The organism is Clostridium kluyveri, from assembly GCF_001902295.1.
Taxonomy (GTDB): domain Bacteria; phylum Bacillota; class Clostridia; order Clostridiales; family Clostridiaceae; genus Clostridium_B; species Clostridium_B kluyveri_B.
This window is the reverse complement of record NZ_CP018335.1, coordinates 1,748,972-1,765,046: the sequence shown is the minus strand read 5'-3', so window position 1 is coordinate 1,765,046 and position 16,075 is coordinate 1,748,972. Positions and strand designations below refer to the sequence as shown.

The following is a 16,075-nucleotide window of genomic DNA, read 5'->3' as shown; positions in this document are numbered from 1 at the left end:
AATCTAGGAATCACCCGATAATTCCTTGCTCTGGATATCTTTCAGTTCCCTTATAAGTACTATACTTGAAAATGTAACCATCATATCATTATCTATTACTATGAGCCCTAATCCCACTTCAGTAATAGTTTTATTATATATATATGCAAATTTTCCCTGTCCTGATGTCTGTATTATTACCTTTTTACCAATAAGAGAATTAAAATACTCTTCCATTCTTTTTTCAAATGTACAATAATAACCCTTTGGCACTTCCTTTAAAGATTTATCCAAAGAAGAAAGTTTGTTTGATTGTATCCCAACTACGTTTTTCATAGGTATTATAATTTTTTCTTCTAATTCATTGGTAAGCTTAATTAGTACTTCATCTGAATGTATCAAATTTACTTCATTAAGTATACTCATTTTATCATCTTTAACACATACATCTAATTTTTCCCCAATTAATTTATTCATTAAATTTGATATACTCCTATTGCACGTAATACAATGCCTACTGCTAGATAATGTGCTATATCTTTTTTTAACAATTCCATCTGGTTTTGTTATCTGTTTTTTCTCTTCTTCACCAGGAGCTTTACTTTCATCAGAAACTTTATTTTCATCAGGTTCCTGTTTTTCATCATTATTACCCTTTTCATTCACCTTAGGAATTTGCCCTTTATTTTCTTCTTCTTTTTTATTCCTATCTTCAGATATTTTTTTATCCTGTACTTCCTTCTCCTTATCAATATCTATAGAATCAGACTCTTTTTCGTCAAAGTCATCAAGTCTTTTTTCCACTTTGTCTTTTACTTTTTTAACTATACTGTTCTCTAACAGATTCTCTGCCTTTTCATTTTCTATTTTTTTAGGTTTATCTCTATCTTTTTTCCCTGTTAAAATACCCTCTTCTTTAAGAATATTTTTTTCTATAAATTCAATAAGTTCTTTATTGTCCATATGCTGCTCTTCATAATACTCTTTATCACGCCCTAAATCCTTATAATGTCTTCTATTGTACCTATCAATTCTTTTCATATATTTAGGTATCATATATAAAGCTAACTGCATTAAATCATCTATATTATTTCCTCTTCTTTTCATTATAATACCTCCATAATTCTAAACGCATTATACTATCAGAATATGAAGGCTTTATTTTATAGTTACCAACAGCTTTTAAAGTATTTACTCAAAATGACCACTTAAATATGATTTAAACATTTATTTCGGCTTCTTCTCCTAAAAATTCTTTGTTGTTTTCTAGAAGAGGCTTTATCTTGTATTCTATAAAGTCTATTACTTGCCCTGGTGCTCTTCCTATAAATTTTTTAGCATCAACAAGAGAGAGTATCTCTTCTTTAGTCATTTTAAAGAAAGAATCTTTTACAACTCTCTCTAAAAGATCATTTTCCATTCCATATTCCTTTACCATTTTAGCTGCTTCCATAGAATGGGCTCTAATTCTTTCATGAAGTTCTTGCCTGTCTCCTCCTCTTTTAACTGCTTCCATTATTATATTTTCCGTACACATAAAAGGAAGCTCCTTAGCTACATGAGATTCAATCACTTTTGGATACACCACCATATTCTCAGATACATTCATATATAGATTTAATATACCATCTAAGGCTAAAAATGCTTCTGGTATAGCTATTCTTTTATTGGCAGAATCATCTAAAGTTCTTTCAAACCATTGTGTAGCAGCAGTAATAGCTGGATTTAAAGTATTTATTATTACATACCTTGCAAGAGCCCCTATTCTCTCACATCTCATAGGATTTCTCTTATAGGCCATAGCAGAAGAGCCTATTTGATTTTTTTCAAAAGGTTCCTCCATCTCCTTCATATTTTGCAATAATCTTAAGTCATTACTAAACTTATAGGCACTTTGAGAAATCTCAGAAAGAGTATTTAATATTATGGAATCCAATTTTCTAGTATATGTTTGACCTGTAACCATAAATTCTTCTTTAAAATCCATCCTTTCAGTTACCATCTTATCTAGTTTTTTTACTTTTTCCTCATCTCCATTGAATAATTCCATAAAACTAGCTTGGGTTCCAGTAGTACCTTTTACTCCTCTAAATCTCATTTTATCTATTACAAAATCAATATTTTCAATATCCAAATATAAATCCTGTATCCAAAGTGTTGCCCTTTTTCCCACTGTAGTAAGCTGGGCTGGCTGTAGATGGGTAAACCCAAGGGTAGGTAAATCTCTATATTTCAAGGCAAACTCTGTAAGATAATTTATCACATTTAAAATTTTTCTTTTTAATATGTAAAGACCTTTCCTCATAATTATTAAGTCCGTATTATCACCTACATAACAGCTTGTTGCTCCCAGATGTATTATTCCTTTTGCTTTAGGACACTGCAGCCCGTAAGCATACACATGACTCATAACATCATGACGCACTTCTTTTTCTCTTTTTTTAGCATCTTCATAATTTATATTTTCCATATTAGCTTTTAACTCATCTATTTGTTCAGAGGTTATATTAAGTCCTAACTCCTTTTCACATTCTGCAAGAACTACCCAGAGTTTTCTCCAGGTCCTAAACTTTACTTCATCTGAAAATATGTAACTCATCTCTTTAGATGCATACCTGCTATTTAAGGGTGTATTATATGTATCTCTCATGTAAGAATTCCTCCATATATGTAATTAAATTTTTCATTCACATTATAACATAATAATCAAATCATTGTGCATTTTATGCATATAATTATAAAACTTAAGTTCTACTCTGTAAGATTATTAATATACTTTAATTAATGATTATTTTACAAAGGTAGGTGGGTTTTTATTGAAAATGAGACAGCAAGTCTCTCTCAATAAATAAAAAATATGTATAAACTCAGTATCATAGATAAAGTTTCTTTAATCCTAATGGTTTTAGGTGCACTAAATTGGGGACTTATAGGTCTGTTTAATTTTAATATAATAGGAATCATATTTGGAGAGCCTGTAAATTTAATAGGAAGAATACTATACATACTTATAGGAGTAGCAGGATTAAATATGATTATATTATTTTTTAAAACCAAAAATAGCTGTAAATAATATAAATTAAAATAGAAGACCTTAAAAACAAGATCTTCTATTTCTAAACTTCCCTATAGCTAAATTATTTTATTCCTCCAGGGATTTTATTAATCTGACTACTTCTTCTACTGCTAAAGATTCATCATCGCCACATGCAGTAATTTTTACATTGGCCCCTTTAGTTACACCTAATGACAGTACTCCAATCAAACTCTTTATATTAGCTCTTTTCTCTTTAAATTCTATATATAATTCTGATTTAAATGAAGAGGCTTTTTTAACTAAAAGAGTTGCGGGCCTTGCATGTAAGCCTGTGGGACTTTTAACTATAACTTCTCTAGAAACCACATAATTCACCTCTACTTTTTTATTTAAAATTTAATATAAATCTTTCTATTCTATCCAGTCCTTCTTTTATATTTTCCATAGATGTAGCATAAGACAATCTTACGTATCCATCTATTCCAAATCCCAATCCAGGCACCACTGCAACTTTTTCTTTTTCTAGAAGCTGCTCTGAAAAGTTCAATGAATCATCTATGGTAACCCCATCTACACTCTTTCCAAAAGTTTCCGATATGTTTAACATTACATAAAAAGCTCCCTTGGGATTCAGATATGAGACACCTGGTATTTTACTTATTTTATCTACCATGTAATCTCTTCTCCTTTTAAATTCCCTAACCATTTCCTCTATCTGAGACTCTTCTCCATCTATTGCTGCTACAGAAGCGTATTGAGCTATAGAATTAGGATTGCCAGTAGTATGACTTTGGATATTTGACATAAGTTTAATTATATCCTTATCTGCTGCAGCATATCCTATTCTCCATCCAGTCATAGCATAGGTCTTAGAAACTCCATTTATAACAATGGTTCTCTTATAGGCATCTTCAGACAGGCCAGCTATGCTAACATGCTCCATTTCATCATATATAAGCTTTTCATATATTTCATCTGATAAAATAAGAATATCTTTTTCCCTTGCAAAATCTGCAATTTTTTCAAGTTCCTCCTTTGAATAAATAGTACCTGTGGGATTGTTAGGATTATTTATTATAATCATTTTAGTTTTTTCACTATATGCTGCCTTTAAATCTTCTGCAGTATATTTAAAGTCATTTTCTTTTTTAGTATCTATAAATACTGGTATGCCATCTGAAAGTTTCACAAGCTCTGGATAACTTACCCAGTAGGGTACAGCTATAATAACTTCATCTCCAGGATTTAAAGTTGCCGCAAATACATTTGTAAGACACTGTTTTGCTCCTGTAGATATTATAATTTGATTTTCATCATATTTAAGGTCATTGTCTTTCTTAAATTTCTTCACAATAGCTTTTTTAAGTTCTGCAATACCAGATGCAGGAGTATATTTTGTATATCCCTCCTTCATAGCATTTACAGCAGCCTGTTGAATATTTTCTGGAGTATTAAAATCCGGTTCTCCAGCCCCAAATCCTATTACATCAATTCCATCTGATTTCATTTTTTTTGCCTTAGCAGTTATGGCCAAAGTTATAGATGGCTGGATTTTTTCAGCCTTTTTTGAAAGTATCATTTTTATTCCTCCATTACAATTTAAATTTAAATCATGTATCATTTTCATTTCTAACTTCTTGAAACCAATACTACTCCTAGTATTATAAAAGCTACTCCTAATATCCTTATAAAAGATATATTTTCCTTAAATACAAAATAGGAAAATATCATAGTTATCACATATCCCAAACTCACCATTGGATAAGCATAGCTTAATTCTACTTTACTTAAAACCTTTATCCAAAGCAAAAAACTTAATCCATAGGATATAATTCCAAACATTACAGGCATGTTTTTTAATATGTTAAAAATACTGGGGAGCAAATATTTTATAGTAAAATTCAATTCTAAATTTACCGCACCATATTTTACAAGTACCTGCCCCATTGCGCCTAAAAAAACTGATATAAGTATTAATGGAATCATAGTTCTATCCTCTAACTCTCTGAAATAAATTCTTCAAAAAAAAGTAGAAACAATATACCATTATAAATATCTCTGGGAAAGAATATCTTCCTTGACCTTCTGTTATAAAATATATAGAAGTAAACATAAAAAATATTACAATTGAATATACAGTAAATTTATCAAGCACTTGAGATCTTCCTTGAAATATATAAATAAGTGTTTTTAAAAAATATATCAAAATATATAAAATAGCTGGCAGGAACACAATTATTTTTATGGTATTTGTAACTGCAAATAGAACTTTATTATAATAAGCACTTACACCACTATTATAGGTACTATATAAAACATCATCACCCCAAAAATACGTATTATAAAGTCTTTTAAATCCTAGTTCTATAAATTGCACAGGATGATTCTTTATCCATTTTTTTGCTGCATCACTTAACATTTTATTTTGCTCTGTCTTATTGGCCTTTTTATATTCTTCAGTATTTACAATAGAATTCTCAACTTTAGAAGCTGCCATCCATCTTCCTGAATGATTTTGAGAATTATTATTTATGTAAAGCACTATTCCTCCATTATTGGATACAAAGGTGAATTGTCCCATTAATTTTGTATTTCTATACACCCAAGGTGAAATTACAATAATAGATACTATAAGTACAGTAATGGAATTTAATACAGCTTTTAAAAGATTTTTATGTTTTACAATATCAACTAAAAATAAAGCAAAAAAAACTATCATAAAAAATGGTTTTACAATTGTATTTAGTCCAGTGAGTATTCCTATGAAAAAATACTTATACCTGATATCACTAAAATAGAGATATGTAATTATGAGAAATACAGATGTAAAAAGTACTTCTGTGCCCAAAATATTATTATAAAATATATTATTTGGAAACAATACAAATATTGTAAATATAATTTTCCTGTCTCCCTCTTTTAAGCTTATCTTAGATAAAATAGCTTTAAAACATATATAATTTATAAAAGTTATACATAGATTGAATACTTTTGCTTTAAATATACTGGCTCCAAAAAGTTTAAATATTCCTCCCAGCACTATAGAATATCCTACAGAGGTATAAGTATTTCCCCAAGAACCTCCATTAGCTATGTTTACAGCCAAAGTATAGTAATAGTCAAAATCCGAAAATGGTTTCGCATCTATAAAAGTTATCCATAGTATTGATAAAATAATTCCAATAGCTATAATTACATTATAGTAAGTATTATTTTCAGTCATCCCATATTTTTGTTTATCATTACTTTTATGCCAAAAACTCATAATTTCCATATTTAAATTATGTCCTTTCTATAGTTTTAAGTATATTATAATTATAACAGCTCCAATCCACAATAATATATTAATTAAAAAAGGTATATCTTTTTCAAATACGTCTTCTGGTTTACCCCCTATATTTTTTCTGTCCATTAAATATTCATATCTAAATATACCATATAAAACAAAGGGTATTGTAAATATCATTGTATCACTTTGTATGGAGCCAAAGGTATATAAACAGTAAGCCATCAATATAGATGGATTTACTATAGTAAGCATTTTATTAATATTCTCAACAGAGTACTTTGCCAGTATCATTCTTGAAGAGCTGCTTCTATCTTTTAAAGCTGTAAGTTCACTTTTTCTTTTGTTGAGAGCCAAAAATAAAGACAAAAGCATTGTACATAAAAACAGCCATGGTGATACTTCTGCTCCTGTGGCGATACTTCCACTTTCAACTCTAAGCACGAATCCAAAAGCAATAGTCATAACATCTATTATAACTACATTTTTAAGTTTAAAAGTATAGCATACATTCACTATAATATATAATAATATTATAAATACAATCCTTACATCTAATAAAATATATGAAAAACATAATACTAGAACAAATAATATACCAGCTAAGATAAAAGCTGTATTTTTAGACACACGACCACTTGGAAGAGGTCTATTCTTTTTATCAGGATGGCATCTATCTTTTTCAATATCCACTATATCATTTAATATATAAACTACAGAAGATCCTATACAAAATAGAACATATGTAAATAAATTATTTTTTAATAATTCTAATTTTAAAAAATTTCCCGAGAATATAATTGCTGCAAATATAAAAAAATTCTTAATCCACTGTTTAGGTCTCATCAGTTCAATTACTGCTGCCATAAAATTCCCTCCACTATACTTATACATATTGATACTTAACTAAACATCTTTTTACATTTTATCACAGTATATGATATAGTCAACATAGCTTTGCAAATTAGTACCTCATAAAAGGACTTGATATACCTTTCAAGTCCTTTTATAAACATTAATAATTAATTATTACTATCTTGGTTGTACTATTAATTTAATAGCCGTTCTTTCTTCCCCATCTATCTCAATGTCCGTAAACGCCGGTATACATATTAAATCGATTCCACTAGGTGCTACAAACCCCCTAGCAATCGCTACAGCCTTAATAGCTTGATTTAACGCTCCTGCCCCTATAGCTTGTATCTCTGCTGCTCCCCTCTCTCTTAAAACTCCTGCTAACGCTCCTGCAACTGAATTTGGACTTGATTTTGCTGAAACCTTTAATACCTCCATAATAAACCTCCTATAAATATTATATTAACTTTATTTGATACTACTATATATTATTCTACATAAAATCAAAAATTCCTTTTAGGTTTTGTAAAGGCAAAATCTAAAAGGAATACTTTTCTATGTTATATTAATTTACTTATTACTTAAATTATTTTGCATATTCAATTGCACGAGTTTCTCTAATAACATTTACCTTAATCTGGCCAGGATACTCTAGTTCTTCTTCAATTTTCTTTACTATGTTCCTTGCCATTTCAAGGGCTCCTGCATCATCAATATCTTCTGGTTTAACCATAATTCTAAGTTCTCTTCCCGCTTGAATGGCATATGACTTTTCTACGCCTTCACATGTATTTGCTATTTTTTCTAATTTTTCCAAACGTTTAATATATGCTTCTAATGTTTCTCTTCTAGCTCCAGGCCTTGCTGCTGAAATAGCATCTGCTGCCTGAACAAGTACATCTTCTAAAGATTGGAATTCCAAATCTCCATGGTGAGCTCCAATAGCATTTACAACTACAGGTGATTCTCTGTATTTTTTAGCAATTTCTGCCCCTATAATAGCATGTGGTCCTTCAACTTCGTGATCCACTGCTTTGCCTATATCATGAAGTAATCCTGCTCTTTTTGCTATAGTTGGATCTATTCCAATCTCTGATGCCATAAGTCCAGCTAGATATGCAACTTCCACCGAGTGTTTCAAAACATTCTGACCATAACTAGTTCTATATTTCAACCTTCCTAGTAATTTTATTAATTCTATATGAAGACCATGTACACCAGTTTCAAAAGTTGCTTGTTCCCCTTCTTCCTTAATATCATTTTCCAATTCCTTTTCAGCTTTTTCAACCATTTCTTCAATTCTTGCCGGATGTATTCTTCCATCAATTATAAGTTTTTCCAGTGCTATTCTAGCAACTTCTCTTCTTATAGGATCAAAACCCGACAATATCACAGCTTCAGGTGTATCATCTATTATTAAATCTACACCTGTCAAAGTTTCAAGGGTTCTTATATTTCTACCTTCTCTACCTATTATCCTTCCCTTCATTTCATCATTAGGAAGCGTTACAACATGTACTGTAGTTTCTGCCACATGATCTGCTGCACATCTTTGAATAGCGGAAGTTATAATTTCCCTTGCCCTTTTATCCGCTTCTTCTTTAGCCTTTGTTTCAACTTCTTTAATCATCATAGCAGATTCATGTTTTATTTCTTTATTAACCTCTTCTAACAAGATATCCTTAGCCTCTTCAGAACTCAAACCTGATAACCTTTCAAGTTCTTCTCTCTGCTTCTGGTATAATTCTTCCACTTTTGCCTGCACTTTATCAATTTCCTGTTGTCTTCTATCCAGGCTACTTTCTCTCTTTTCAAGGACATCATTCTTCTTATCTAATAATTCTTCTCTTTGCAATACTCTTTTTTCTAGCCTTTGAATTTCAATTCTTCTATCTCTAGATTCTCTTTCGAAATCATTTCTTAATTTATGAACTTCTTCTTTAGCTTCCAGTATAGCTTCTTTTTTTTGGGATTGAGCTTCTTTTTTTGCCTCTTCCTTTAATCTATTAGACTCATAAATAGTCTGTGATTTTATAGCAGCTACTTTATTTTTCATTATATTAAAATGAATTAATATAGCAACAACTATTAGTATACCAGCAATAATTTCATATATTATCATGTAATTCACATGAACACCTCCTTTGCTCTTATTATGTAAATCTATATTTCTGTTAAATATGCAAGCATAGAAAAGGTGTCATATTATTCAATTGGTAATTCCTAAATACATGATAAACCAGAATTTGTATTAATTTTATATTATATTTGAATTATTGTCAAGTTATATGATTTTATTCAATATACTAATAATTACTTATTATTTTTCCTATTTCTATTTTAAAAATTATACCCTTAAAACTACCATAGGTAAAACAAAAAGCCAGATTTAATTTAAACCTCAATTATGGCACCTAACCATTATTTGCACCATTGTAAATATTACTCTTAAAGCATCTTATTTTGATAAATTCTTACTATCCTGCTTTTTATTATCCTCCTTGGAACTTTTTTCATTTTGATTTTTGTCACTTGACAAATTGTCCTTATCTATAGGAAGATTATACTTTTCTCTTATTTTACTTTCGATCTCAGATAAAATATCTGGATTTTCTCTTAAAAACTGTTTTGCATTTTCTCTACCTTGTCCAAGCCTTGTTTCCTTGTATGAAAACCAAGCTCCACTTTTTTGAACAAACTCTTCCCTAACTCCTACATCCAGTACATTTCCTTCTCTTGATATACCTTGATTATACATTATATCAAATTCAGCTTGTTTAAAAGGAGGGGCCACCTTATTTTTAATAACCTTTACTTTTGTTCTATTTCCTACCATGGTATCTCCCTGTTTTATGGAATCTATTCTTCTTACGTCCATTCTCACAGAAGAATAAAATTTCAACGCCCTTCCTCCAGGAGTAACTTCAGGATTTCCAAACATAACTCCTACTTTTTCCCTTAATTGATTTATAAATATGGTAACACATTTTGACTTGTTTATAGAGGATGTAAGCTTTCTAAGCGCCTGAGACATAAGTCTAGCTTGTAATCCTACATGAGAATCTCCCATTTCTCCTTCTATTTCTGCCTTTGGTACCAATGCAGCTACTGAATCCACTACCAATACATCTATGGCATTAGATCTGACCAATGCTTCTGCTATTTCCAGTGCCTGTTCTCCAGTATCTGGCTGAGATACTATTAAATTTTCTATATCCACTCCTAAATTTTTTGCATAGGAAGGATCAAGTGCATGTTCTGCGTCTATAAAAGCTGCTGCTCCGCCAGTTTTTTGAGCTTCCGCAATTATATGAAGTGCCACTGTGGTTTTACCTGAAGATTCCGGCCCAAATATTTCTATTACTCTTCCTCGTGGTACTCCACCTATACCAAGGGCTATATCTAAATCAAGACACCCCGTTGAAACAACATCCACATTTAAAATGCTGTTTTCTCCCAGTTTCATTATTGCACCTTTTCCAAACTGTTTTTCTATCTGTAACATAGCAGACTCTATAGCTTGTAGTTTTTCATTATTTAAATTTGCCAAAAGAACACTTCCCTTCTTGTAAGAACATATGTTCTGTATAAATTATATACCATATTATTCGTACAGTCAATAATTTCATCCAAGTTATATTTTAATTATAAACCTATAGATATTTTTTAATCAACGTTACATACTATTTATCTGGATTTAATACACCTTTATTTTTCACAAAATAATCAAGCCCGGAAATTAAAGTAGCTGCTATAGCTAAAAACATAGCAATGCCTGTAATCCAATTTAACATTTTATGTGGATGACTTATAACAGTTTTTACAAATCCCAAAGATACATGATTATAATTCAAATTTACCAAAGCAAGTATTATTGCAACTATTTGAGTTACAGTTTTAACTTTTCCCCAGGGACTTGCCGCTATTACTATACCATCTGAAGCAGCCACTGCCCTAAGACCCGTTACTGCAAATTCTCTAGCTATTATTATCATGGCAACCCAGGTAGGTATTATATGATATTCCACCAATGATATAAGCGCTGCAGTAACCAAAAGTTTGTCTGCTAGTGGATCCATAAACTTACCAAAGCGAGTTATTTGATTTCTACTTCTAGCTATGTACCCATCTAATTTATCTGTTATAGATGCCAGTATAAAAATAACTATTGCAATAAATTTTCCATAAGGTACATCCTCTAAAGTTATAAAAATCAAAAAAAACGGAATCAATAAAATTCTAATTATTGTAAGTTTATTTGCCAGATTCATCATATACAACTCCCACTAAATCATATTCAACACTATTTGTAATTTTCACATCAATCATAGTACCTACTTTTAGTTCCTTCTTACTTTTTATGTATATAACTCCATCTATGTCTGGAGCCATTGCATAGTTTCTTCCATACCATACACCTTCTTTTTTCCCTTCCACAAGTACTTTATACTTATTTCCAATCTTGTATTTTTGCATGGAATATATAATATGTTTCTGGAGCATCATAAGCTCCCCTTCTCTTGCCGTCTTTAATTCTTCTGAAACTTGATCTTTCATCTTATAAGCTATAGTTCCCTCTTCCCTGGAATATTTAAATACTCCCAGATTATCAAACTTAATATTTTCTATAAAATTCCTTAATTCTTTAAAATCTTTTTCACTTTCTCCTGGAAACCCAACTATTATAGTAGTTCTAATTGAGATATCCTTTATTTTTTTCCTAAGTTCATTTATATTTCTTAATATATCTTTTTTCCTGCCGCGTCTGCCCATAAGTTTTAATATATTATCACTTATATGCTGCAGGGGAATATCTATATAATTACATACTTTATCATTTAAAGCTATTTCATCTATAATATCTTCCGTTATTTCTTCAGGATAACAATAAAGCAATCTAATCCACTCTATTCCTTCAATTTTCGATATACTTCTCATAAGTTCAGGAAGCATTTTTTTATTATACAAATCTATTCCATATCTTGTAGTATCCTGTGCAATAAGTATTACTTCTTTAACCCCCCTAAGTGATAATTCATTACACTCTTGTAATATATTTTCAATACTTCTACTTCTGTATTTTCCCCTTATTTTAGGAATTATACAATAAGTACAGTAATTATCACATCCTTCTGCAATTCTTAAATAGGCTGTATGAGACTTGGTTGTAAGTATTCTTTTACCTTCATTTATGTTAAAATCACTATATCCACAGTTATAAATTTTATTTTGTTTATCACTTATAAAGTCATTTATATTTTCTACCAGTTTGTCATAATCATTTACTCCAAGCATTATATCTATTTCAGGTAACAGCTCCATAAGCTCCATGCCGTATCTCTGTGCAAGACACCCTGTTACTACAATACCCCTGCAATTGTATTTTCCCTTATACTGGGACATTTCAAGTATAGTATCTATGGACTCCTGCTTTGCCGATTCTATAAAACCACAGGTGTTTATAATTATAAAATCTGCCAACTTAGGATCCGTAACTATTTCATAGGCGGACTTTACATTGCCGAGTATTATCTCAGAATCCACTCTGTTTTTATCACAGCCTAAACTTATTAGTCCAACTTTTAATTTATCCACTAAGTCTCCTCCCATTTAGTTATTTTTAAATAACATAGAAACACTTCATATAATATACAACTTACACAAAAAATTTTCAACATTTAATTTTGTATACAATTACTTAGAAAACCCACCAAATCTAAGAAGAACTAGGTAGGTATATCATCTTTTCCATGAATTAAAATTTGTCTTGGTTTACCGCCATCCTTTTTTGATATTATCTTTCTATTTTCCATTTCTTCTATTATTCTAGCTGCCCTATTATATCCTATTCTCAATCGTCTTTGAAGCAAGGATGTAGATACTTGTCCCTCATTTAATACAATTTCAATAGCTTTATCTAAAAATTCATCATAGTCATTACTTGCATTAGAAGTAGGTATGCCTTGATCTATTTGTTCTATTATCTTATCTTCATATTTAGATTCCCCTCCATTATTCTTTATATAATGTACTATTTTTTCAACTTCTGTTTCTGATATAAAAGCTCCTTGTATTCTAACAGGCTTTGAAATACCAGTAGGATAAAATAACATATCCCCTTTTCCAAGCAGTCGTTCTGCCCCACTGCTGTCTAATATGGTTCTAGAATCGATTTGGCTGGACACTGCAAAAGATATTCTCGATGGTATATTGGCCTTAATCACTCCTGTAATTACATCCACAGAAGGTCTTTGAGTTGCTATAACCAGATGCATTCCTGCAGCTCTAGCCATTTGTGCAAGACGTCCTATATAATCTTCAACCTCATTTGGACAAACCATCATTAAATCTGAAAGTTCATCAATTATTATAACCACAAAAGGAATTTTTCCCTCTGTTATTCCCTTATCAAATAAATCATTATATCCTTCTATATTTCTAACACCATTATTTGCAAATAATTTATATCTTCTGTTCATTTCCTGCACTGCCCAGTTTAGGGCGCCTGCTGCCTTTTTAGGATCTGTAACCACAGGTATCAACAAATGGGGTATCCCATTATACACACTAAGTTCAACTACCTTGGGATCTATCATTAAAAGTTTAACATCTCCTGGAGAATATTTATAAAGCAAACTCACTATAAGACTATTTATGCATACGCTTTTACCAGAGCCTGTGGCACCTGCTATAAGCATATGAGGCATTTTTGTAAGATCAGATACCACGCAGTTTCCCCCTATGTCCTTTCCCAAGCAATAGGCCAATTTATGATGGGAATTTACAAACTCTTCCGACTCAACCACTTCTCTTAAGTAAACAGATGTAAGTTCCCTATTTGGAACTTCTATTCCAATAACAGATTTCCCCGGTATTGGAGCTTCTATTCTAACTGCAGAAGCAGCAAGACCTAGAGCAATATCATCAGATAAATTTACAATCTTACTCACTTTAATTCCGGAACCCGGTTGAAGTTCAAATCTAGTTACAGAAGGTCCTCTGCTAACTTGAAGTATTTTTACATCTACTCCAAAACTTGCAAGGGTCTCTTCCAGTTTACTAGCACTATTTATCAACTCTTTTTTATCCTGTTTGTTCAATTTTACCTGTACATTTTGATTTAATAAATTCAAAGGCGGGAAATTATATAGAAAAACTGAATTATCTCCACTTTGTATTACTTCTTCTTCAAACTCTGTACTTATAGGCTCTATATTTACAGGATTAAACTTTTTCTCATAAGAGGTATCTTCTTCAGATTCTACAGGGCATTTTAAATATTCATCACTTTTTACCTTATCTTTCTCCCTGTGATCTAATCCATCTTTTTTATCCATACTTCCATACTTCATAAAATCTAATATTCTAATTTTATTTAATCCTTTAATAAAATCTTTATTTTTAACTCGATTATCGTCATCATTGTTTTCATCCAGAACTTTTTCTTCTATTTTAGTATTTTCTGATTTATTTTTTTGAGCCAATAATCTTCTAAGCTTATTCAATATGTCGTAAATAGTAAATTTACTCATCATTATAAAAGATATTATGTAAACGGCCAGAAAAATAACATAACAACCAACAGTTCCAAACAATCTAAATAATGGTATATCTATTAAAACCCCTATTATGCCACCATGAAATACATTATCAGAATTGTATAATGTCCTCATAGCCAGGAATAGATTATATTCCATGTTATAATCAGACAGTACTGCCATATGTATAACTAACAGAGTGTTAACCATAAAAAGTAAAATGCCATAAAATTTATTATTAAAAGTTATTTTATTCCTTTTTATAATAAGACAACTTCCAATAAATATTATCAACATAGGAAATATAAAAGCTCCTACTCCAAATATTATTATTAAAATTTTCTTCATAAGCTTTCCAACTATACCCGAAGAAGAAGGAGCAAATACACTTATCATCATAAGTATTCCCAGTGTAGTTAACAATATACCTTTTATATCTTCATCTAACGAGTACTTTTTTTTTTGTCTAATTCTAGACATATATGCCATCACCTCCAGTATATTATTAAGTATATCCTAATATAAAAAATATTCTACACTGTTTTTGTTTTTCCTTTAATATTTCTTAAAAGATAATTTGTATTCCAATTATTGCTTTTATATAATTAAATTACCATAGGATTTGCCCTATGGTGATTTTCAGTGTTCTATTTTTTTTCTAACATAGTATCTAACTTTTTAATAGCGTCGCTTATTCCCCCTACTTTATCTATTAACCCCTGTTCTACAGCTTGTTTTCCAATCAATATAGTCCCCATATCATTTAATAGATCATCTGATTGGAGCATTAAATCACTTAATTTTTCTCTAGTTATCCTGGATGTTCTAACTATAAACTCATTTATCCTCTCCTGCATTTTATTAAAATATTGAAAGGTCTGAGGTACCCCAATGATCAGTCCATTCATCCTTATTGGATGGACAATCATTGTAGCTGTGGGAGATATAAAAGAATAATCAGAAGCAGTAGCAAGAGGAACTCCAATAGAGTGACCTCCCCCTATAACTAGCGATACTGTAGGTTTACTTAAACTCCTTATCATTTCTGCTATAGCAAGCCCTGCTTCCACATCTCCTCCTACAGTATTTAAAACTACCAGCACCCCTTCAACCCTAGGATCATTTTCCATGAGAATTAAATTAGGTATTACATGTTCATATTTAGTTGCCTTGGTTTCAGGCGGAAGGGTTACATGTCCTTCTATTTGGCCTATTATAGGAAGTATTTGAATTTTATTGTTTCCATCTGCTATACTGGACATACCAAATTCTTTTATATTATCTAATTTTTTATCAGTACTATTTTCCGTCATTTCCTTATTCATTTTTTGCAGCATTTCAATCTCCTCCTTAAATAAATTTATCTTATGCATTTCGGAA

General features: G+C 30.6%; 15 protein-coding genes. 1 reads left to right on the top strand and 14 read right to left on the bottom strand.

The window, feature by feature from the left end; genetic code table 11:
• Positions 1-3: 3 nt before the first annotated feature.
• On the bottom strand, positions 4-1,086 hold the full coding sequence (locus BS101_RS08665) for a hypothetical protein (protein WP_073538465.1): 1,083 nt from the start codon (positions 1,084-1,086) through the stop codon (positions 4-6).
• Between the two features lie 112 nt (positions 1,087-1,198).
• Positions 1,199-2,629 carry an adenylosuccinate lyase gene (purB, locus tag BS101_RS08660; protein WP_073538464.1) on the bottom strand — a complete coding sequence of 477 codons (1,431 nt, stop codon included), beginning with the start codon at positions 2,627-2,629 and terminating at the stop codon, positions 1,199-1,201.
• Between the two features lie 207 nt (positions 2,630-2,836).
• Here purB and BS101_RS08655 point away from each other — a divergent pair, with 207 nt between their 5' ends.
• Entirely contained in the window at positions 2,837-3,052 is a 216-nt protein-coding gene (locus tag BS101_RS08655) for a DUF378 domain-containing protein (protein ID WP_073538463.1), read from the top strand.
• A 69-nt stretch (positions 3,053-3,121) separates the two neighbouring features.
• On the opposite strand, the gene BS101_RS08650 is transcribed toward BS101_RS08655, so the two are convergent.
• The 12 genes from BS101_RS08650 to BS101_RS08595 all read right to left on the bottom strand — a co-directional run bounded on the left by BS101_RS08650 (position 3,122) and on the right by BS101_RS08595 (position 16,032).
• Complete coding sequence (locus BS101_RS08650) at positions 3,122-3,382, bottom strand: HPr family phosphocarrier protein (RefSeq protein WP_073538462.1); 261 nt, start codon at positions 3,380-3,382, stop codon at positions 3,122-3,124.
• A gap of 19 nt (positions 3,383-3,401) precedes the next feature.
• Positions 3,402-4,595, bottom strand: a complete 1,194-nt coding sequence (locus tag BS101_RS08645) for a pyridoxal phosphate-dependent aminotransferase (RefSeq protein ID WP_073541198.1) — start codon at positions 4,593-4,595, stop codon at positions 3,402-3,404.
• A 50-nt stretch (positions 4,596-4,645) separates the two neighbouring features.
• Positions 4,646-5,002, bottom strand: a complete 357-nt coding sequence (locus tag BS101_RS08640; protein ID WP_073538461.1) for an SMR family transporter — start codon at positions 5,000-5,002, stop codon at positions 4,646-4,648.
• Between the two features lie 4 nt (positions 5,003-5,006).
• Positions 5,007-6,281 (bottom strand): hypothetical protein, encoded by a 1,275-nt coding sequence (locus BS101_RS08635; protein WP_198039575.1) that lies wholly within the window; start codon positions 6,279-6,281, stop codon positions 5,007-5,009.
• A gap of 27 nt (positions 6,282-6,308) precedes the next feature.
• Positions 6,309-7,169, bottom strand: a complete 861-nt coding sequence (locus tag BS101_RS08630; protein WP_073538459.1) for a decaprenyl-phosphate phosphoribosyltransferase — start codon at positions 7,167-7,169, stop codon at positions 6,309-6,311.
• Between the two features lie 165 nt (positions 7,170-7,334).
• The gene (gene spoVS, locus BS101_RS08625; RefSeq protein ID WP_012101836.1) at positions 7,335-7,595 is read right to left on the bottom strand and encodes a stage V sporulation protein SpoVS; all 261 of its coding nucleotides are present in this window, start codon (positions 7,593-7,595) and stop codon (positions 7,335-7,337) included.
• Positions 7,596-7,743: 148 nt separating this feature from the next.
• Positions 7,744-9,288 carry a ribonuclease Y gene (rny, locus tag BS101_RS08620; RefSeq protein ID WP_073538458.1) on the bottom strand — a complete coding sequence of 515 codons (1,545 nt, stop codon included), beginning with the start codon at positions 9,286-9,288 and terminating at the stop codon, positions 7,744-7,746.
• Positions 9,289-9,615: 327 nt separating this feature from the next.
• Positions 9,616-10,662, bottom strand: coding sequence for a recombinase RecA (gene recA, locus BS101_RS08615; protein ID WP_242951475.1), 1,047 nt, complete (start codon positions 10,660-10,662; stop codon positions 9,616-9,618).
• Between the two features lie 178 nt (positions 10,663-10,840).
• Positions 10,841-11,428 (bottom strand): CDP-diacylglycerol--glycerol-3-phosphate 3-phosphatidyltransferase, encoded by a 588-nt coding sequence (gene pgsA, locus BS101_RS08610; RefSeq protein WP_073538456.1) that lies wholly within the window; start codon positions 11,426-11,428, stop codon positions 10,841-10,843.
• Positions 11,412-12,752 (bottom strand): 30S ribosomal protein S12 methylthiotransferase RimO, encoded by a 1,341-nt coding sequence (gene rimO, locus BS101_RS08605; protein WP_073538455.1) that lies wholly within the window; start codon positions 12,750-12,752, stop codon positions 11,412-11,414. Before rimO ends, pgsA begins: the two co-directional genes overlap by 17 nt.
• 131 nt (positions 12,753-12,883) lie before the next feature.
• Positions 12,884-15,175, bottom strand: coding sequence for an FtsK/SpoIIIE family DNA translocase (locus tag BS101_RS08600; RefSeq protein WP_073538454.1), 2,292 nt, complete (start codon positions 15,173-15,175; stop codon positions 12,884-12,886).
• 167 nt (positions 15,176-15,342) lie between these two features.
• Positions 15,343-16,032 carry a ClpP family protease gene (locus BS101_RS08595; RefSeq protein WP_073538453.1) on the bottom strand — a complete coding sequence of 230 codons (690 nt, stop codon included), beginning with the start codon at positions 16,030-16,032 and terminating at the stop codon, positions 15,343-15,345.
• Positions 16,033-16,075: the final 43 nt, after the last annotated feature.

Bases quoted from the DNA above. Each gene is read 5' to 3' on its own strand.
- BS101_RS08655 (WP_073538463.1), top strand. From the start codon at position 2,837: ATGTATAAACTCAGTATCATAGATAAAGTTTCTTTAATCCTAATGGTT.
- BS101_RS08595 (WP_073538453.1), bottom strand. From the start codon at position 16,032: ATGCTGCAAAAAATGAATAAGGAAATGACGGAAAATAGTACTGATAAA.
- spoVS (WP_012101836.1), bottom strand. From the start codon at position 7,595: ATGGAGGTATTAAAGGTTTCAGCAAAATCAAGTCCAAATTCAGTTGCA.
- BS101_RS08635 (WP_198039575.1), bottom strand. From the start codon at position 6,281: ATGAGTTTTTGGCATAAAAGTAATGATAAACAAAAATATGGGATGACT.
- BS101_RS08645 (WP_073541198.1), bottom strand. From the start codon at position 4,595: ATGATACTTTCAAAAAAGGCTGAAAAAATCCAGCCATCTATAACTTTG.
- BS101_RS08630 (WP_073538459.1), bottom strand. From the start codon at position 7,169: ATGGCAGCAGTAATTGAACTGATGAGACCTAAACAGTGGATTAAGAAT.
- BS101_RS08665 (WP_073538465.1), bottom strand. From the start codon at position 1,086: ATGAAAAGAAGAGGAAATAATATAGATGATTTAATGCAGTTAGCTTTA.
- purB (WP_073538464.1), bottom strand. From the start codon at position 2,629: ATGAGAGATACATATAATACACCCTTAAATAGCAGGTATGCATCTAAA.
- BS101_RS08600 (WP_073538454.1), bottom strand. From the start codon at position 15,175: ATGTCTAGAATTAGACAAAAAAAAAAGTACTCGTTAGATGAAGATATA.
- BS101_RS08640 (WP_073538461.1), bottom strand. From the start codon at position 5,002: ATGATTCCATTAATACTTATATCAGTTTTTTTAGGCGCAATGGGGCAG.
- pgsA (WP_073538456.1), bottom strand. From the start codon at position 11,428: ATGAATCTGGCAAATAAACTTACAATAATTAGAATTTTATTGATTCCG.
- recA (WP_242951475.1), bottom strand. From the start codon at position 10,662: ATGTTACAGATAGAAAAACAGTTTGGAAAAGGTGCAATAATGAAACTG.